Annotated in this window: 16 protein-coding genes; 3 read left to right on the forward strand and 13 right to left on the reverse strand. The window is 58.7% G+C overall.

Annotated elements, in window-relative coordinates; all coding sequences use genetic code 11:
- Position 1: 1 nt before the first annotated feature.
- The 3 genes from ACA061_RS09010 to ccoG form a co-directional block, all read right to left on the reverse strand.
- Positions 2 to 2,452 (reverse strand): heavy metal translocating P-type ATPase, encoded by a 2,451-nt coding sequence (locus ACA061_RS09010; protein WP_497301205.1) that lies wholly within the window; start codon positions 2,450 to 2,452, stop codon positions 2 to 4.
- Positions 2,453 to 2,581: 129 nt separating this feature from the next.
- Positions 2,582 to 3,121, reverse strand: a complete 540-nt coding sequence (locus ACA061_RS09015; protein ID WP_150616718.1) for a FixH family protein — start codon at positions 3,119 to 3,121, stop codon at positions 2,582 to 2,584.
- An 11-nt stretch (positions 3,122 to 3,132) separates the two neighbouring features.
- On the reverse strand, positions 3,133 to 4,548 hold the full coding sequence (gene ccoG, locus ACA061_RS09020; RefSeq protein ID WP_150616717.1) for a cytochrome c oxidase accessory protein CcoG: 1,416 nt from the start codon (positions 4,546 to 4,548) through the stop codon (positions 3,133 to 3,135).
- Positions 4,549 to 5,191: 643 nt separating this feature from the next.
- On the opposite strand from ccoG, the gene ACA061_RS09025 reads away from it, so the two are divergent.
- A complete protein-coding gene (locus ACA061_RS09025; protein WP_497301206.1) occupies positions 5,192 to 6,208 on the forward strand; it encodes a metallophosphoesterase family protein in 1,017 nt (338 codons plus the stop codon).
- A gap of 74 nt (positions 6,209 to 6,282) precedes the next feature.
- Here the strand turns inward: ACA061_RS09025 and ccoP (ACA061_RS09030) are convergent, their stop codons facing one another.
- The 8 genes from ccoP (ACA061_RS09030) to ccoN (ACA061_RS09065) all read right to left on the reverse strand — a co-directional run bounded on the left by ccoP (ACA061_RS09030) (position 6,283) and on the right by ccoN (ACA061_RS09065) (position 13,198).
- Positions 6,283 to 7,266, reverse strand: coding sequence for a cytochrome-c oxidase, cbb3-type subunit III (gene ccoP / locus ACA061_RS09030; RefSeq protein ID WP_150616715.1), 984 nt, complete (start codon positions 7,264 to 7,266; stop codon positions 6,283 to 6,285).
- Complete coding sequence (locus ACA061_RS09035; protein WP_003175465.1) at positions 7,263 to 7,448, reverse strand: CcoQ/FixQ family Cbb3-type cytochrome c oxidase assembly chaperone; 186 nt, start codon at positions 7,446 to 7,448, stop codon at positions 7,263 to 7,265. Before ACA061_RS09035 ends, ccoP (ACA061_RS09030) begins: the two co-directional genes overlap by 4 nt.
- A 5-nt stretch (positions 7,449 to 7,453) precedes the next feature.
- Entirely contained in the window at positions 7,454 to 8,062 is a 609-nt protein-coding gene (ccoO, locus tag ACA061_RS09040; protein WP_150601379.1) for a cytochrome-c oxidase, cbb3-type subunit II, read from the reverse strand.
- Positions 8,062 to 9,504, reverse strand: a complete 1,443-nt coding sequence (gene ccoN, locus ACA061_RS09045; RefSeq protein ID WP_042558542.1) for a cytochrome-c oxidase, cbb3-type subunit I — start codon at positions 9,502 to 9,504, stop codon at positions 8,062 to 8,064. The genes ccoO (ACA061_RS09040) and ccoN (ACA061_RS09045) overlap by 1 nt, the downstream gene beginning before the upstream one ends.
- Before the next feature lie 484 nt (positions 9,505 to 9,988).
- Positions 9,989 to 10,939 (reverse strand): cytochrome-c oxidase, cbb3-type subunit III, encoded by a 951-nt coding sequence (gene ccoP / locus ACA061_RS09050; protein WP_497301207.1) that lies wholly within the window; start codon positions 10,937 to 10,939, stop codon positions 9,989 to 9,991.
- Positions 10,936 to 11,151 (reverse strand): cbb3-type cytochrome oxidase subunit 3, encoded by a 216-nt coding sequence (locus tag ACA061_RS09055; RefSeq protein WP_497301208.1) that lies wholly within the window; start codon positions 11,149 to 11,151, stop codon positions 10,936 to 10,938. Before ACA061_RS09055 ends, ccoP (ACA061_RS09050) begins: the two co-directional genes overlap by 4 nt.
- 3 nt (positions 11,152 to 11,154) lie before the next feature.
- Complete coding sequence (ccoO, locus tag ACA061_RS09060) at positions 11,155 to 11,763, reverse strand: cytochrome-c oxidase, cbb3-type subunit II (RefSeq protein WP_042558545.1); 609 nt, start codon at positions 11,761 to 11,763, stop codon at positions 11,155 to 11,157.
- A gap of 10 nt (positions 11,764 to 11,773) precedes the next feature.
- A complete protein-coding gene (gene ccoN / locus ACA061_RS09065; RefSeq protein WP_150601382.1) occupies positions 11,774 to 13,198 on the reverse strand; it encodes a cytochrome-c oxidase, cbb3-type subunit I in 1,425 nt (474 codons plus the stop codon).
- A 94-nt stretch (positions 13,199 to 13,292) separates the two neighbouring features.
- Here ccoN (ACA061_RS09065) and ACA061_RS09070 point away from each other — a divergent pair, with 94 nt between their 5' ends.
- Together ACA061_RS09070 and ACA061_RS09075 are read left to right on the forward strand one after the other, a co-directional pair.
- Positions 13,293 to 13,973, forward strand: coding sequence for an alpha/beta family hydrolase (locus ACA061_RS09070; protein WP_150616710.1), 681 nt, complete (start codon positions 13,293 to 13,295; stop codon positions 13,971 to 13,973).
- A 1,391-nt stretch (positions 13,974 to 15,364) separates the two neighbouring features.
- The gene (locus ACA061_RS09075; protein WP_150601384.1) at positions 15,365 to 15,730 is read left to right on the forward strand and encodes a DUF6124 family protein; all 366 of its coding nucleotides are present in this window, start codon (positions 15,365 to 15,367) and stop codon (positions 15,728 to 15,730) included.
- 808 nt (positions 15,731 to 16,538) lie between these two features.
- On the opposite strand, the gene ACA061_RS09080 is transcribed toward ACA061_RS09075, so the two are convergent.
- Complete coding sequence (locus ACA061_RS09080; RefSeq protein ID WP_150601386.1) at positions 16,539 to 18,104, reverse strand: methyl-accepting chemotaxis protein; 1,566 nt, start codon at positions 18,102 to 18,104, stop codon at positions 16,539 to 16,541.
- Positions 18,105 to 18,206: 102 nt separating this feature from the next.
- A complete protein-coding gene (locus tag ACA061_RS09085) occupies positions 18,207 to 18,998 on the reverse strand; it encodes a CPBP family intramembrane glutamic endopeptidase (RefSeq protein ID WP_210553581.1) in 792 nt (263 codons plus the stop codon).
- Between the last annotated feature and the right edge of the window lie 165 nt (positions 18,999 to 19,163).

A 19,163-nucleotide genomic window follows, 5' to 3' on the forward strand; every position in this document is an offset into this window, starting at 1 on the left:
CTCAGGCCGGCAGCGGACGGGTTTCTGATCGGGCGCAGGCGTGCGGCGAACTCGGCAGGCGAGTCAGGCGCAGGGCGTTGAGCACCACGGTCAACGAACTGATCGACATGCCGACCGCGGCCCACACCGGGGTGATCCAGCCGAGGGCGGCGAACGGCAGCATGAGGCCATTGTACAGCGCGGCCCACAGCAGGTTCTCGATGATTACCCGACGGGTGCGCCGCGCCAGCGTGAAGGCTTGCACCAACGCATCGAGGCGATTGGACAGCAGCACTGCATCCGCGCTGGTCTTGGCCAGATCGGTGGCCGAGCCCATGGCCACGCTGATGTCGGCGGCGGCCAGCACCGGCACATCGTTGACGCCGTCGCCGAGCATCAGCACTTTGCGACCTTCCTTGTGCAACTGTTGCAACACTTGCAGCTTGTCATCCGGGCGTAAACCGCCGCGGGCCTCATCAATGCCCAGTTCGGCGGCGACGCTGGCGACCATCGGCGAACTGTCGCCGGACAGCAACAACGTGCGCCAGCCACGCGCCTTGCACGCGGCGAGCAGGGCGGGCGCATCGTCGCGCAGACGATCGTCGAGCACGAACCACGCCAGTGGCCCGGAACCATCACCGAGCAGCAGCCATTGGCCTGGCTCATCCGGCATCGCCGGGATAGCCGCGGCACTGAGGGCGCAGACAAATTCAGCCTGGCCGATACGCAAACGTTGCTCGCCGACAACGCCTTCGAGGCCAAGCCCCGGCGTGCTATGGACGTCTTCAGCGGCCAACGGTGCACGGCCGAACGCACGGGCAATCGGGTGTTCCGAACGGTTTTCCAGCGCGGCGGCGAGGCTCAGGCATTGGTCGCTGTCGAGTGCGCCCAGAGGACGGATCGAGCGCAGCACCAGGCGACCTTCGGTGAGCGTGCCAGTCTTGTCGAAAATCACCGTGTCGATCTGATTCAAGCCCTCCAGCACATGGCCGCGCGTCAGCAGCAGGCCGAGTTTGTGCAGGGTGCCGGTGGCAGCGGTGAGCGCCGTGGGTGTCGCCAGTGACAGCGCGCAAGGGCAGGTTGCGACCAGCATGGCAAGGACGATCCAGAACGCCCGCGACGAATCCAGCTCCCACCACAACAGGCCGATGACGGCCGCAGCGATCAGTGACAACAGTAAAAACCATTGCGCGGCGCGATCGGCGATTTCCGCCAGTCGCGGCTTTTCGGCCTGAGCGCGATCCAGCAGACGAACGATGGCTGACAGCCGGGTGTCTTGCCCCAAGGCCAGCACTTGCACGGTCAGCGCGCCTTCGACGTTCAGTGTGCCGGCAGTGACCGCATCGCCCGGTGCACGCGGTTGCGGCAGGTATTCACCCGTCAGCAGTGATTCGTCGATGCTCGACTGGCCGTCAAGAATCTTCCCGTCCGCCGGCAGGATCGATCCGGGTTGCACCAGAATTCGCTCGCCCACCCGCAACTCGCTGAGGAGGATGCGCTCGCTCTGGCCGGTCTCATCGAGACGCAGGCACGAGGCTGGCAACAGGTTGACGAGCTGTGCGGTGGCGGCCGCAGTGCGTTCCCGGGCGCGACGTTCCAGATAGCGTCCGGCGAGCAGGAACAGCGCAAACATGCCGACCGCATCGAAATACAACTCGCCGACGCCGGTGATCGAGGTCCAGATTCCGGCGATATAGGCGCTGCCGATCGCCAGTGAAACCGAGACATCCATGGTCAGATGCCGCGTACGCAAATCACGCATGGCGCCCTTGAAAAACGGCGCGCAACTGTAGAACACGATCGGCGTGGTCAGGAACAACGCGACCCAGCGCAGGATGGTGTGCAGCTCGGGGCTGAGGTCGATGTTGAATTCCGGCCAGGTGGCCATGGTCGCCATCATCGCCTGAAACCACAGCAGCCCGGCCACGCCGAGTTGGCGCAGGGCCAGACGGTTTTCGCTGGCCAGTTGCTCGCTGGCGCGGTCAGCCTGATACGGATGCGCGGCGTAACCGATGTGGCGCAGTTCAGCGAGGATCTGGCTGAGCGGTAACTGCCCATCGGCCCAGCTCACGTGCAGGCGATGGTTGGACAGGTTCAATCGCGCCTCGGCCACGGCGGGCAGCGTGCGCAGGTGTTTCTCGATCAGCCAGCCACAGGCGGCGCAACTGATGCCTTCCATCAACAGAGTGGTTTCGGCCAGGTCGCCTTCGTGGCGGACGAAAGGTTTTTGCACGTCGGCACGGTCGTACAGTGCCAGTTCATCGACCAGTTGCACCGGCAGCGCTTCGGGGTTGGCCGAGGCTTCGCTGCGATGCTGATAGTAGCTTTCGAGCCCGCCGGCAACGATGGCTTCAGCCACGGCCTGACAGCCAGGGCAGCAGAATTCGCGGGGCTCCCCGAGTACGACAGCGGTAAAGCGGCTGCCGGACGGAACGGGCAGGGCGCAGTGGTAGCAGGGGAGTGGGGTGGTCATCGGATATTCACTAATACTGCTGAATCATTACCGCCTCTGTAGGAGCCGCCGCAGGCTGCGATCTTTTGACCTTGCTTTAAAAACAAAATCAAAAGATCGCAGCCTGCGGCAGCTCCTACAGGGAACGGTTTATTTTTTCAGGTCTTCCGCGCCCTGCAGTGGTTCATCACCCAGCAGCAGATCCTTGTCGTGGCTGACCAGTTCTTCCTCGAACATCCGCCAGATGTGCTCGTCCTGCGTGCCCAGCAACTCCACAAAGCGGCGACCTTCGACTTTATCGTTCAACTGGCCGATGTAACGGCCCGATTCAGTTTCGCTGCGGGTCAGGACAATCTTGCGATCCTTCTCCGGCTGAGTCGGCGAGATCAGATTCAGCTCGAGGGTTTTCGGTTGGCTGTCGCCGCTCAAACGCAGATTGACTTCGCCGGTCACGTCATCCAGTTGCACCGCCGCGCGCATGTTCAGGGTCTGGGCCAGCAACTCGCGGTCCAGCGAACGGTTGATGCCTTTGCCGGCCTCGTAGTAGTTGTCGTTGACCAGGTTGTCCGGGTTGTTCACCGCGATGGTCACCATGGACAGGGTCAGCGTCACCGAACAGGCCAGAATCGCGATGATGATCCATGGCCAGAGGTGCTTGTACCAAGGGCTTGCGGCGTTTGCTGCGGGCATGTTCAGTTCTCTCAACGAATTTGTGGGCCGATGAATCGGCTCTTGGCTTCAACGTGGACGCTGTCGTCATCGGCATCCTTGAGGATGAATTTCACCTCGTTGGTGCTCGACGGCAATTGTTCCGGCGCGCTCGACAGTTCGACCGGCATGGTAAAGATATCCCCGGCGGCGACCTTGATCTCGCGTTTGCCTTGCAGGCGCAGATCCGGCAGACCACTGGCTTGCAGCAGATAGGTGTGGTCGCGCTGATCCTTGTTCATGATCTTCAGGCTGTAGACGTTTTCGATCCGGCCCTCGGCGTTCTCGCGGTACAGCACACGGTCCTTGCTGACGTCGAAACCGACCAGCGAGCGCATGAAAAACGCGGCCGCCAACAGGCTGATCATCGCCAGCAACACCACGGCATAGCCGATCAGGCGTGGCCGCAGTTTATGGGTTTTCTGGCCGGACAGGTTGTGTTCGGTTGTATAGCTGATCAGGCCGCGCGGGTAATCCATCTTGTCCATGATGCTGTCGCAGGCGTCGATGCACGCGGCGCAGCCGATGCACTCGATCTGCAGGCCGTCGCGGATGTCGATGCCGGTCGGGCAGACCTGGACGCACATGGTGCAATCGATGCAGTCGCCCAGGCCCATGGCCTTGTAATCGACGCCTTTCTTGCGCGGGCCACGGCTTTCACCACGGCGCGGGTCGTAGGAAACGATCAGCGTGTCTTTGTCGAACATCACGCTCTGGAAGCGTGCGTACGGGCACATGTAGATACACACCTGCTCGCGCAGCCAACCGGCGTTGCCATAGGTGGCGAGGGTGAAGAAACCGACCCAGAAATACGACCAGCCATCGGCTTGCCCTGTGAAGAATTCGAACACCAGTTCGCGGATCGGCGAGAAGTAGCCGACAAAGGTCATGCCGGTGACGAAACCGATCAGCAGCCACAGCGAGTGTTTGGCGAGTTTGCGCAGAAACTTGTTGCCGCTCATCGGCGCCTTGTCGAGCTTTATGCGTTGGTTGCGGTCGCCTTCGGTGACTTTCTCGCACCACATGAAAATCCACGTCCAGACACTTTGCGGACAGGTGTAGCCACACCAGACGCGCCCGGCATAAACGGTGATGAAAAACAGCCCGAACGCGGCGACGATCAAAATTCCCGACAGCAGGATGAAATCCTGCGGCCAGAAGGTCGCGCCGAAAATGAAGAACTTGCGTTCCGGCAGGTTCCACCACACGGCCTGATGGCCGCCCCAGTTCAGCCACACCGTACCGAAATACAGCAGGAACAGACCGGCGCCGCCCATCATCCGCAGATTGCGGAACAGACCGGTGAAAGCACGGGTGTAGATTTTTTCTCGAGAGGCGTAAAGATCAACGCTGTTGTTCGCGTTTTTACTCGGTGGCGTGACGTCGTGTACCGGAATCTGGTTACTCATCATTGCATCCCACGGCAGTGGAAAAATGCCTCGGTCGATACGTGCCAACCGGGGTCAGAAAGGGCGTTGCAGTGGCGCAATGATACGCCTGTCACGCCGATGAACGGGTGCGACCTTTGGTCGCGTTGGGGAAAAAATCTGGATGGTGTAGCGAATGCGAAAAAGCCTGATGCAGGTCAATTGACTATAGACGAATCCTTTGGACCGCCGTCCGCTCTTTCAACCGAAGCGCAGCGAAAGATGCTGCCGACGCGGGGCAGGGATGTGTGCCTCTTCACCCTCCATTTGGACGGCTTCGTTATCGGCGGGAAGGGTTGGGTCGGATACATTGTTTTGTTCGTTCAAGTTGAACATTCTTGTTTTATAAAACCGATAGTAGATTGAGTGTTGCTGTCGTCGCTGTTGAGCACTATCGGCTAACGCAGTACTGGTCTGATGTAATGATGTTGCCATGTGTGAGTCGGGTTTTTTAAAGTTATTTATTATCAGTCAGTGCAATGGCTTTGGTCGAAAAAACAGTTGGGAAATATCATCTTTTAATTGTCCTGCTTGTGGGGGTTGATTTGGTTTCTATCTGGAATAAATTGCACTGGCAGCACTGCGGTGCTGAATAACTTAACTTTAAAGATTTTAAGAGTGCTCTATGTCCTTTATAAAAAACATCAGGCTGCTTTATGGCCTGCTTTTGAGTATTGCCGCATTAACGGTCAATGCCTCAGCAATTACGCTGCCTGATCACATTGTATTTACGTCGGATCCACAGTTTCCCTGGACCGAAAATTCGGATACCGGCGTCGATGAGTCCGCTTCCGAGCGTGACAAGCGCTCGCGCTGGCTGATCGAAACTCAATACTCGGACGTTGCCAGTTTCAGAAAATACTTCAGTGTTGATCCGAACCATATTCCGGTCATGATCAATGGTGACATGACCGCTTTCGGTCATGGCGGTGAGCGTCGCACTACCCGGTCGATTCTGGATAACAAGTTGAGCGGCATTTACGATTATGGTTTGGGTAATCATGATTATGAAAACAATATCAATGATTGCAGTTTTCCAGAGAATAACTGTGCGGCAGGCAGTATCAATGATCTGAAGGAGCGCTATTGGGGGAAAGTGAGTATGGACCTGGCGGCGCGCAGTGAGAGTGGCGCCAAAGTGTTTTATGGAAGTCTTGCTTATTCGAAAACATTTGGCGATGTCCATCTGGTTCAGTTGAATAATGAACCCACGTACTCGGTGAAGTTTGTCTCGGGGTTTCCTCTGTTTCGCGTTAATTTCGAAATTACTGATGCCCTGGACTGGCTGGAGCGAGACCTGCAAAAGGCCCAGAGTCAGGGCAAGATCATTTTGCTTAATATGCACAAACCGGATCGCTGGCAGGGCGACGATCAAAAAATTGCCCGATTCAGGGCAATGGTCGAACGCTATCAGGTGACTGCCGTATTTGCCGGTCACTACCATAATGATCCGGGGGGTTATACGAGTTGGAGAACCCGCGAATATTTTGGCGATGTGCCCGTTTTCCTGAGCGGTGGGGCGTCAAATCAGACTTACTTGATCGCGAGCTTCGCCGCGGATCGAAAGTCGATCAACGTGCATCAGGTAACCGGCAACAGCTGGCCATCACGCAAGGTCATCGCCACTGTTCCGGTTCGCTGAATGTATTCATGGACTGAAACCAAAACGGCCCCGTCAAATGACGGGGCCGTTTTTTATTGCTTCAGGCGTTGGCCTTACTCGGCCTTCGCTTCCGCTGCTTTCTCACCGTGCGACAGGCTGTAAACATAAGCCGCCAGCAGGTGAACCTTGTCGTTGCCTTGCAGCTGTTCTTGCGCAGGCATCTGGCCTTGGCGACCGTAACGGATGGTCTGCTGCAACTGCGCGAAGCTCGAACCGTAGATGAACGCGCCCGGGTGGGTCAGGTCAGGTGCGCCCATTGCTGGCGTACCTTTACCGGCCGGACCGTGGCAAGCCACGCAGTTGGCGGCGAACAGTTTCTGGCCATTGGCAACGTCTGCCTTGGCGCCTTCCGGCAGCTTGCGACCATCGAGGTTGGTGACCACGAACGCGGCCACGTCAGCCACGCCTTGCTCGCCAATCACTTCAGCCCACGCCGGCATGACCGCGTGACGGCCGCCCATGATGGTGGTCTTGATGGTTTCCGCTTCGCCGCCCCAGCGCCAGTCGGCGTCGGTCAGGTTAGGAAAACCGTAGGCGCCCTTGGCGTCGGAACCGTGGCACACCGAGCAGTTGGAGGCGAACAGGCGGCCCCCCATCTTCAGCGCTTGCGGGTCCTTGGCCACTTCTTCGATTGGCATGGCAGCGAACTTGGCGAAGATCGGACCGAACCTGGCGTCCGAGCGAGCCATTTCCTTTTCCCACTCGTGCACGCCTGTCCAGCCGGTCTGGCCGTTGGCGAATGCAGTCTGTTTTTCGGTATCGAGGTAGTTGTAGCCCGGCAGCAGGCCTTTCCAGTTACCCAGGCCCGGGTACAGCACCAGATAACCCAGCGCGAAGATGATGGTGCCCACGAACAGCATGAACCACCATTTCGGCAGCGGGTTGTCGTATTCCTCGATCCCGTCGAACGAGTGGCCGACCGTCTCGTCCGTCTGCTCGCTGCGTTGGCCCTTGCGGGTCGACAGCAACAGCCAGGTCAGGGCGAAGATGGTGCCAAGACTGAGGACTGTGACGTACAGACTCCAGAATGTAGTCATTCTTTGTTACTCCTAGAAGCTTGCTCGACGTGCTTGATGGCTTCGGGATCATCCGCAAAAGGCAGCAAGGTCGCGTCTTCAAACTCCGACTTGCGCTTGGGGCTGAACACCCACAACGCCAGACCGATAAAGGCCACCATCACAACAACGGTGCCCAGGCCACGAATCATCCCGATATCCATCTAATTCACCGTTTGCTTTTGATGATGGTGCCCAGGCCTTGCAGATAGGCCACCAGCGCGTCCATTTCGGTCTTGCCCTTCACGGCATCCTGAGCACCGGCGATGTCTTCATCGGTGTAAGGAACGCCGAGCGTACGCAGGACCTCCATTTTCTTGGCAGTTTCCTTGCCGTCGAGCTTGTTTTCCACGAGGAACGGGTAAGCCGGCATTTTCGACTCAGGCACCACGTTGCGCGGGTTGTATAAGTGCGCACGTTGCCAGTCATCGGAGTAGCGACCGCCGACACGGGCCAGGTCCGGGCCGGTGCGCTTGGAGCCCCAAAGGAACGGGTGGTCCCAGACGCTTTCACCGGCAACCGAGTAGTGACCGTAGCGTTCGGTTTCGGCGCGGAACGGACGGATCATCTGCGAGTGGCAGCCGACACAGCCGTTAGCGATGTAGACGTCGCGGCCTTCCAGTTCCAGGGCCGGACGCGGCTTCATGCCCTCGACCGGCTTGTTGGTAACGTCCTGGAAAAACAGCGGAACGATCTGGGTCAGGCCACCGATGCTGACGGCGATGACCATGAAGAAAGCCAGCAGGCCAATATTCTTCTCGACAGCTTCATGCTTCATCAGTGAGCTCCAACGACAGCGATCTGGGCAGCGGCTTCGGCTTCAGCCGGGTTCGAGGCGCGCACGGTGCGCCAGACGTTGTAAGCCATCAGCAGCATGCCGCTGGCGAAGAACGCACCGCCAAGAGCGCGGACGATAAAGCCCGGGTGGCTGGCTTGCAGCGCTTCGACGAACGAGTAGGTGAGGGTGCCGTCATCGTTGATTGCGCGCCACATCAGACCCTGGGTGATGCCGTTGACCCACATCGAAGCGATGTAGAGCACGGTACCGATGGTCGCGAGCCAGAAGTGCGCGTTGATCAGGCCGACACTGTGCATCTGCGCACGACCGAACAGTTTCGGAATCATGTGGTAGATCGCGCCGATCGAGATCATTGCCACCCAGCCCAGAGCGCCGGCGTGTACGTGGCCGATGGTCCAGTCGGTGTAGTGCGAGAGCGAGTTGACGGTCTTGATCGCCATCATCGGCCCTTCGAAGGTCGACATGCCGTAGAACGCCAGCGAGACCACCAGGAAGCGCAGGATCGGGTCGGTGCGCAGCTTATGCCAGGCGCCCGAGAGGGTCATCATGCCGTTGATCATGCCGCCCCAGCTTGGCGCCAGCAGGATGATCGACATCGCCATGCCCAGCGATTGTGCCCAATCCGGCAGCGCGGTGTAGTGCAAGTGGTGCGGGCCGGCCCAGATGTACAGGGTGATCAGTGCCCAGAAGTGCACGATCGACAGGCGATAAGAGTAAATCGGACGTTCGGCCTGTTTCGGCACGAAGTAATACATCATCCCCAGGAAGCCGGTGGTCAGGAAGAAACCCACGGCGTTGTGGCCGTACCACCACTGGATCATCGCGTCGGTCGCGCCCGAGTAGGCGGAGTAGGACTTGAACAGATTCACCGGCAGGGAAGCGTGGTTGACGATGTGCAGCATTGCGGTCACGACAATGAAAGCACCGTAGAACCAGTTACCGACATAGATGTGTTTGGTTTTGCGCTTGGTGATGGTGCCGAAGAACACCAGACCGTAGGTGACCCAGACAATGGCCAGCAAAATGGCGATCGGCCATTCCAGTTCCGCGTATTCCTTGGTGGTGGTGTAACCCAGCGGCAAGGTAATGATCGCGCCGACGATCACCGCTTGCCAGCCCCAGAAGGTGAAGGCGGCGAGGCTGTCGGAAATCAGTCGCGTCTGGCAGGTTCGCTGCACGACATAGTAGGAAGTGGCGAAGAGTGCACAACCACCGAAGGCAAAAATCACCAGGTTTGTGTGCAACGGGCGCAGGCGTCCAAAGCTCGTCCACGGCAGACCGAAGTTCAATTCCGGCCAGACCAGTTGCGAGGCGATGAAAACACCGAGCCCCATGCCAAGGATCCCCCAGACCACCGTCATGATGGCGAACTGGCGGACTACCTTATAGTTATAAGCAGTCGGACTGATTGCTGTGCTCATTCTAAGGTTCCACGGTTTGGGTATTTTATTAGGATGTAATTCGGCCGCAAGTATGGGCAAAGCAGGGGGTCATTGCAACGCGCCATGACCTGGGTCAATGCTTTCCAACGCTGATTCTGCGGCCTTTCCATGCGCCGCGTAAGGACAAAATCAGCCTCGGACAAAATGTCGCAGCGGATGAAAAAAGCGAGGGGTTCAGGTCGCTTGTAACGAGGTGTGTTCAAACACTCCGTTCGGCTGACAGAAGGCAATCGGCTCGACAGCCGGTATCTACCGGCGTTTGCGGCGACATCAGTCAGCCATTTCGCAGAACACAGCGGTTAGGGTCGACCTGGAACCGGCGCGAACCAGTCCTCATCGAGCAAGCGTAGACCCGAATCGGGGGAACCGAAAGGCGAGGGTGTGAAGGGTGCGACAATGCGTCGCAAAGGGGCAGGAAACTGCCGCACCGTAATCGGTGCGGCAAAGGTGTACGCAATGCAGTTTATTTATTGTCTTCAGTAATAAGTTTTTCTGTGCTCAATCCATTGCTCAAGCTGTACACATAAGCTGCGAGCAATTGCACCTTGTCATTACCCAGTAGCTCCGTTTGCGCGGGCATATGGCCCTGACGACCGTGGCGAATGGTCTGTTCAAGCTGAGTGAGGCTGGTGCCATAGATAAACCCGGCCGGGTGCGTCAGATTCGGCGCGCCCATGGCTTCAGTGCCCTTGCCGGTTGCCCCGTGACACGCCACGCAAGTGGTGCTGAAGGCTTGCTGTCCGGCTTGCAGATCAGCCTTGCTGTCGGCGGGCAATGGCAAGCCAGCCAATTCGTGACGAACATACGCTGCAACGTTCTTCACGCCAGCTTCGCCCAACACCTCGCCCCAGGCCGGCATTGCTGCCACCCGGCCACCCATGATGGTGGTCTTGATCGTGTCGGCATCGCCGCCCCAGCGCCAGTCGCTGTCAGCGAGGTTAGGGAAGCCGAACGCGCCCTTGGCGTCGGAGCCGTGGCACACCGAGCAGTTGGACGCGAACAGACGGCCACCCATTTTCAGCGCTTGCGGATCCTTCGCCACTTCTTCCACCGGCATGGCGGCGAACTTGGCGAAGATCGGGCCGAATTTGGCGTCAGCCTTGTTCATCTCCTTTTCCCACTCGTGCACGCCGGTCCAGCCATCCTCGTAACCCGGCAGGATGCCTTTCCAGTTGCCCAGACCCGGATAAAGAATCAGGTAACCCACGGAAAACACCAAGGTGCCGGCGAACAGCATGAACCACCACTGCGGCAGCGGGTTGTCGTATTCCTCGATGCCGTCAAAGCTGTGGCCCATGGTCTGGTCGACGCTGCCCTTGGTCTCGCCCCGGCGGGTGCCGATCAGCAGCCACGTCAGGCCGATCAGGCTGCCGATGGTCAGTACGCAGATCCACGTACTCCAGAAGGTGGTCATGGCCGGGTACTCCTTGGTTCAGGTGCTTGGGTTGTTTCAGATGCTGGGGTAGTGTCGGGTTGCGGTTCGTCGGCGAACGGCAGCAGGCGCGCTTCGGCGAATTCCGGATTGCGCTTGCCGTTGAACACCCACAGGGTCAAGCCAACGAAGGCGACGAACACCACAACGGTGCCTAAGCCACGAATCAGTCCTGCACTCATTTCAACGACCATGGCTCACCTCTTGCTCTTGATTGCAGTGCCGAGCACTTGCAGGTAGGAGATGAGCGCGTCCATTTCGGTCTTGTCCTTGAGGCTGGCCACCGCGCCGCTGATGTCGTCGTCGGTGTACGGCACGCCGAGGGTGCGCATGGTCTTGAGCTTGGTTTCGGTGTGGCTGCTGTCGACCGCTTGCGTGACCAGCCACGGGTAGGCCGGCATTTTCGATTCCGGGACAACGTTGCGCGGGTTGTACAAATGCGCGCGGTGCCAGTCATCCGAGTAACGCGCGCCGACCCGTGCCAGATCCGGCCCGGTGCGTTTCGAGCCCCACAGGAACGGGTGATCCCAAACGCTTTCCCCGGCCACCGAGTAGTGCCCGTAACGCTCGGTTTCAGCCCGGAACGGCCGGATCATCTGTGAGTGACACTGGACGCAGCCTTCGCGGATATAGATATCGCGACCTTCCAGTTGCAGCGCCGTGTAGGGCTTCATGCCCTCCACCGGTTTGTTGGTGACGTCCTGGAAGAACAGCGGGACGATCTGGGTCAGACCGCCGATGCTCACGGCGAACACCATCAACAGCATCAGCAGGCCGACGTTCTTTTCAATCGTTTCGTGTTTCATGGCGGACTCCTCAGGCCATCTGCGCGGCGGCAACGACGTCAGCAGGCTGCGAGGCCCGCACCGTGCGCCAGGTGTTGTAAGCCATCAGGAACATGCCGCTGAGGAAGATCGCCCCGCCAACCAGCCGCACGACGAAGCCTGGGTGGCTGGCCACCAGGGTTTCGACGAAGGAGTAGGTCAGCGTGCCGTCCTCGTTGACCGCGCGCCACATCAGGCCCTGAGCGATGCCGTTGACCCACATCGAAGCGATGTAGAGCACGGTGCCGATGGTGGCGAGCCAGAAGTGCGCGTTGATCAGGCCGACGCTGTGCATCTGCGCCTTGCCGAAGATTTTCGGGATCATGTGGTACAGCGCACCGATGGAAATCATCGCCACCCAACCGAGAGCGCCGGCGTGTACGTGGCCGATGGTCCAGTCGGTGTAGTGGGAGAGGGCGTTGACAGTCTTGATCGCCATCATCGGACCTTCGAAGGTCGACATGCCGTAGAACGCCAGCGACACCACGAGGAAGCGCAGGATCGGGTCGCTGCGCAACTTATGCCAGGCGCCCGAGAGGGTCATCATGCCGTTGATCATGCCGCCCCAGCTCGGTGCCAGCAGAATCAGCGACATCACCATGCCCAGCGACTGTGCCCAGTCTGGTAGAGCGGTGTAGTGCAAGTGGTGTGGGCCAGCCCAGATGTAGAGGGTGATCAGTGCCCAGAAATGCACGATCGACAGGCGATACGAATACACCGGACGCTCGGCCTGTTTCGGCACGAAGTAATACATCATCCCGAGGAAACCGGCGGTGAGGAAAAAGCCTACGGCGTTGTGGCCGTACCACCATTGCACCATCGCGTCGGTGGCGCCGGAGTACAGCGAGTAGGACTTGGTAAAACTGACCGGAATTTCCAGGTTGTTGACGATGTGCAAAATCGCCACGGTGATGATGAACGCGCCGAAGAACCAGTTGCCCACATAAATGTGTTTGGTCTTGCGCTGCATGATCGTGCCGAAGAACACGACCGCGTAGGCGACCCAGACAATGGTGATCAGGATGTCGATCGGCCATTCGAGTTCAGCGTATTCCTTGGAGCTGGTGTAGCCCAATGGCAGACTGATCGCCGCCAACAGGATCACCAGTTGCCAGCCCCAGAAGCAGAATGCGGCAATCTTTGGCGCAAACAGTTGGGTCTGGCAGGTGCGTTGTACCGAGTAGAACGAACTGGCGAACAGCGCGCAGCCGCCGAACGCGAAGATCACCGCGTTGGTGTGCAGTGGGCGCAGACGGCCGAAACTGGTCCAGGGTAAATCGAAGTTGAGCTCGGGCCAGACCAATTGGGCCGCGAGAAAAACCCCGAGCCCCATGCCGACGATGCCCCACACCACCGTCATAATGGCGAATTGGCGGACCACCTTGTAGTTGTAGGCGGTACTGATAGAAGTGTTCATGGTTCCCCATCCACGGTTCAGCCGAAGTGACCGCGCGCAAAAGAGCCGCAAATCCTTCGCCTGGAGTTATAGGCAGACTAAAAGCGAGGCAAGCATGAACAAACAGCACAAGGCCAGTATTGACGGGGATCAATGGGCGCAGTGCGTGCTCGATCATGGATGGCTGTGGGATGCCGCCAGTGGTGAGGCTTCGGCGACGTTGATCCTCGCGCATGGGGCGGGGGCGCCGATGGACAGTGAGTGGATGAACGACATGGCTGGGCGCCTTGCTGCACTTGGGGTGAACGTGTTGCGGTTTGAGTTTCCTTATATGGCGCAGCGGCGGGTTGATGGGGTGAAGCGGCCGCCGAATCCTGCTGCCAAATTGCAGGAAGTTTGGCGTGAGGTGTTTGCTGAAGTGCGACGTCATGTCACTGGGGTTTTGGCCATTGGCGGGAAGTCGATGGGCGGGCGGATGGCGAGTCTGGTGGCGGATGAGTTGGGGGCTGATGCGCTGGTGTGTTTGGGGTATCCGTTTTATGCGGTGGGGAAGCCGGAGAAGCCTCGGGTTGAGCATTTGGCTGGGTTGCAGACGCGGACGTTGATTGTTCAGGGGGAGCGGGATGCGCTTGGCAATCTTGCGGCGGTTGAGGGGTATTCGTTAGCGTCGGGGATTGAGGTGTTTTGGTTGGGGGCGGGGGATCATGATTTGAAGCCGTTGAAGGTTTCGGGATTTACCCATGAGCAGCATTTGGCCAGTGCCGCGCAGAAAGTATCCGAATTTCTCAAGGGGTGACCGGGATTCTGAACTTCATGGAGATCGGCTCCCTTCCCCCTCGCCCCTTGGAGGAGAGGGCTGGGGTGAGGGAGATGGATATTAGCTGCGACACAGTTTTCGTTTTGGGTACATATCCATTGCTGCGGTAACGGCCGCTTAGGGTTCCGCCCTTACGGCGGGTCACTTTTTACAAACGCCTAAAAAGTAACCAAAAACGCTTGCTCCTACGTGCGGCCCGCTCGCTGAGGCTCGGGGTCCCTTCGCTCCGGAATTGATCCGGGCGCAGCGTCTCCGGTTTGCTGCGCTGCACCTCCTCTCGCTGTGTTTGGCTTCGCCAAACGGTCGCTGCGCTCCCACCCCCGGATCAATCCCTCCACTCAGCCTTCCGACGTCGCCCGTGGATCAAGATCAAGAGCGGCAGCCGAGCTTGCGCTCATCCTTTGAGTGGGGCGGCATGCGCCGCGTGCGGGTGGTACATATCATCCCTGTAGGAGCTGCCGAAGGCTGCGATCTTTTGATCTTGCTGTTGCTTTTTGTGGGAGTGAGCCTGCTCGCGATGACGGTCTGACATCCAACCAATCCCTTACTGAACACTCAATCCATTGTGGGAGCTGGCTTGCCAGCGATGGCGGCCTGACAGCCGACCAATCCCTTACTGACGCACCCAATCCAAATGTAGGAGCGAGCCTGCTCGCGATGACGGTCTGACATCCAACCAATCTCTAACTGAACACACTCAATCCCTTGTGGGAGCTGGCTTGCCAGCGATGGCGGCCTGACAGCCGACCAATCCCTTACTGACGCACCCAATCCAAATGTAGGAGCGAGCCTGCTCGCGATGACGGTCTGACATCCAGCCAATCTCTAACTGAACACACTCAATCCCTTGTGGGAGCTGGCTTGCCAGCGATGGCGGCCTGACAGCCGACCAATCCCTTACTGACGCACCCGATCCAACTGTAAGAGCGAGCCTGCTCGCGAAAGCGGCCTCAAAAACAACATCAATACAACAGGGGAATTTCCAGTTTTCTCTATCAGTAAACGCAATCCTGCAAGCACGTTTAAATCACACAACCCGTTACGCCATCGGGCCTACAACTCCTTGCGCCGTTACCTACGCGTACGCCAGAATCCGCCGGCTTACACGGCTATGGGGCGGGCGGTATCGTTTCCTTGTCACTGAAAATCAGTGATCGGGTTTGGTAGCCCGCTTTAAATTGTCGTTGTCGCGACACCTTCGATGCTGTCTCCTTTTTTGAGATATGGCTTTGTATGGTGGGCATGCGTGGGGCTCCTCTGTGAGCGCCGGGTTACCCAATTTGCCCGGTCTACCAACCCACGTATGGCCGCCACCCGCCGTTTGGTAGCGAGGGTGATGGCTCCCGTTTTTTCAAATTGGAGCTTTATCTATGTTCAAAATCACACCAAACCCACCACCCACAGATCCTATCCCCCACGACCCAGCGCTTAGCCCGCAAAAGATCAAAGAAGCAACCGATCGCGCCCTCGATTACTACCTCAAGCCCGACGACCTGGCGGCTCCGCCAACCTCGCCCAAGTTTCGCCCCGTCTTTCTCGTCGACCCCACCCTGGATGACGAAACCCTGCTCGTCGAAGCCTGCGAGTCGCTGTCTTACGCCCATGCCATGGCCGGTAACATCGCCCACTCAATCGGCGGCCCGGAGCGCAAACCGCTGCTGGCGCTGCAACAGGTGATCATGCTCAACGAACTGTTGGTCAATCGACTGCTGGATAAGCTGAAGTTGCCTCAGTAATTTCGCTGGCTGTTATGGCCTCATCGCGAGCAGGCTCACTCCTACAAGGGATTGTCGTTGGACACAAAAGCTGTGGTCACCGCAGATCCCTGTAGGAGTGAGCCTGCTCGCGATGACGGTCTGCCAGATGCCATTAATTTCACATAGGCAATAAAAAGCCCGGACAGCTTTCGCCGTCCGGGCTTTGAAGATCAAAAGATCGCAGCCTGCGGCAGCTCCTACATTGGAATGCATGTTCCTGTAGGAGCTGCCGAAGGCTGCGATCTTTTTGATTTACTGGGTAATGGGTAGCCTGCCAGTGATCACAAATTTATCGAACACTTTCTGACCATCGCGCGCAGCTTGTCGAACATCAAGGAATGTCAGCTCATCACGAACTTTCTGTTTTGCGGGTTTTCGGGCGGGGGTTGTATTCATGCTGGCCGGTCTGTGTGATTGGGTAGCGACCGGCAAACAATAGAACCTGGCCTCAACGAGCACCAGTCGGCGCATTCTGGGCGAGTTGTAGGCAGTGTCTGCATTGCTTGAGTGAGCTCGTCGTCGGCAGAGGAGGCCTCATCGCGAGCAGGCTCACTCCTACAAGGGATTGTCGTTGGACACAAAAGCTGTGGTCACCGCAGATCCCCTGTAGGAGTGAGCCTGCTCGCGATGGCGGTCTTCCAGATGCCATTGATTTCACATAGGCAACAAAAAACCCGGAAGCTTTCGCCGTCCGGGCTTTCAAGATCAAAAGATCGCAGCCTTCGGCAGCTCCTACATTGGAATGCATGTTCCTGTAGGAGCTGCCGCAGGCTGCGATCTTTTGCTTTTAGCGGTTAAACCGCTCCACCAACGAGTACTGCGTATTCGCCGTCTTGGTCAGCTCTTCACTCAGCAACGCCGAGTTATGCGCCTGTTCCGACGTCTGATCCGCCAACTCCGAAATATTGCTGATGTTGCGGCTGATCTCTTCAGCCACCGCACTTTGCTCTTCCGTCGCCGCAGCGATCTGCGTGGTCATGTCGGTGATATTAGCCACCGCTTCGCTGATCCCGACCAGTGCCTGATCCGCTTCCAGCACCCGCGCCACACCTTCTTCGGCCTGGCGATGCCCGGCTTCCATGGTTTGCACAGCGCTCGAAGCAGTCTGCTGCAGCTTGGCGATCAGGGCGTGAATCTGCCCGGTCGATTCGCTGGTGCGTTGCGCCAGTTGACGAACTTCGTCCGCCACGACGGCAAAACCACGGCCCATTTCGCCGGCACGGGCCGCTTCGATGGCGGCGTTGAGCGCGAGCAGGTTGGTCTGGTCGGCGATGCCTTTGATCACATCGACCACGCCGCCGATTTCGTCGCTGTCTTTCGCCAGTTGGGTGACGGTCAGACCGGTTTCACCCACAACAACCGACAAGCGCTGAATGGCTTCGCGGGTTTCGCCGGCGATGTCGCGTCCGCGACCGGTCAGGCGATTGGCTTCCTGAGTGGCATCGGCGGTGCGTTGTACGTGGCTGGCCACTTCCTGCGTGGTCGCGGCCATCTGGTTGACGGCGGTGGCGACTTGTTCGGTTTCCACGCGCTGGCGTTCCAGGCCGGTCGAGCTGCTGTGTGCCAGAGCGTCGGACTGCTTGGCCTGATCGGTCAGGTGCTCGGCAGTGTCCTGCAGTCGGGTCAGGCAGGTTTTCAGACGGGCTTCCTGACTGAGGATCGCCATTTCCAGACGCGCCTGAGAGCCACGGCTGTCGGTGTACATCTGCGCGATCAGCGGGTCGGACGTGGTCTGTTCGGCCAGACGCAGCAAGCGCTTGAGGCCTCGCTGCTGCCATTGCAGACCCAATAGGCCGAGTGGAACCGACAGACCAGCGGCGAGGGCAAAGCCCCACTGCGAGTTCAGGGTTGCGCCGATGACGAAGCTCAGTTGGCTGACCAGAATGAACGGCAGCCAGTCTTGCAGCACCGGCAGCCATTTATCGCTGGAAGGAATCGCCGACTTGCCCTGGTTGATGCGTTGGTAAAGCGCTTCGGCACGGCGGATCTGTTCGGCGGTGGGTTTGATCCGCACCGACTCGTAACCGACCACCTGATTGCCGTCGAACACCGGTGTTACATAGGCGTTAACCCAGTAATGGTCACCGGTCTTGCAGCGATTCTTGACAATGCCCATCCATGGCAAGCCTTGTTTCAGTGTGCCCCACATGTGCGAAAACACCGCAGCCGGGACGTCGGGGTGACGGACCAGGTTGTGCGGCGCACGGATCAGTTCCTCACGCGAAAACCCGCTGATCTCGACGAAAGCGTCGTTGCAGTAGGTGATCACGCCCTTGGCGTCGGTTGTGGAAATCAACCGTTGCTGAGCCGGGAAAGTCCGTTCGCGTTGTGTAGTGGGCTGGTTGTTACGCATGGTTGTTCAATCCGCAAGGCTTTGAAAGGTTGTCGGCGCTGTCAGGAAATTATTGAATTTTTCTTTCAGTAATCAGCACGGCGTCGCAAAACGCGGCTTGCCTCAACCGGCCAGCATCGGATAGGTGAACAAGCCAAAATGCAGCACATTCAGCCCGAAGTGTGTGGCGATCGCCGCCCCGAGTCCGCCGAAACGGTAGGCCAGACCATAGCCGACACCCGCCAGTCCCGCCAGTAACACCCAAGTCCAGCCCGCACCGACATGCGCCAGCGCGAACAGTGACGAGGCGAGCAGCAGCGCGAGGTTTTCGCCATACGGCAGGTGTTTGAAGCGTCGGCTGAAACCGCCTTGTATATAGCCGCGAAACAGCGCTTCCTCGACCAGCGTCACCAGCAGCAGATTGTTCAGCACCCACAGCCACGCCTGATCTGGCCATTTCGGTGCCCAGGCGATAACGCCCAGCAACAACGCACCGCCGAGAGCGAGGATCGCGCTTAACGTCAAGGCGAGGGCGGTCGCGTACACGGTCAGGCGCAATGAGCGCCGCGCGACAATCCACGGGCAGACCAGCAACAGCCAAAAGCCAACCAGTGGTTTGTCCTGATTCAGGTACATCGAAAAGCGCACAGCGTTATCAGTGAAACGCTGCGGATCAATAGCGCGGCCGTTGTAAAAACCCGGCAACCAATGCATCGCCAACGCCAAAGTCATCACGATGAACAGGCCGTGGCCGAGGTAGCGTGCGAACGGCACTTGTTGCTGGCGTACCGCGTACCCGGCGAACAGCAGCAGGCCGACGGAAATCAGTGCCAGCCAGCCGAGTTGGCCGTAGCTGAGCGCCAATCCGTAGCCGAGGCTGAGCAGCGCCAGATAAAGCCAAGGCAAAGCCTTCATCGAAAGTCCCTGTGAAAATGGGTGGAAGGGCTTTCTACACGGCTGGGCGGCGGAAAGCAAAAGTCAAAAGATCGCAGCCTCCGGCAGCTCCTACAAGGATCGCATTCGCCGCCAATTGCGCGGATAAACGCCGGATCTGTAGGAGCTGCCGCAGGCTGCGATCTT

The organism is Pseudomonas sp. LBUM1668 (assembly GCF_059695715.1).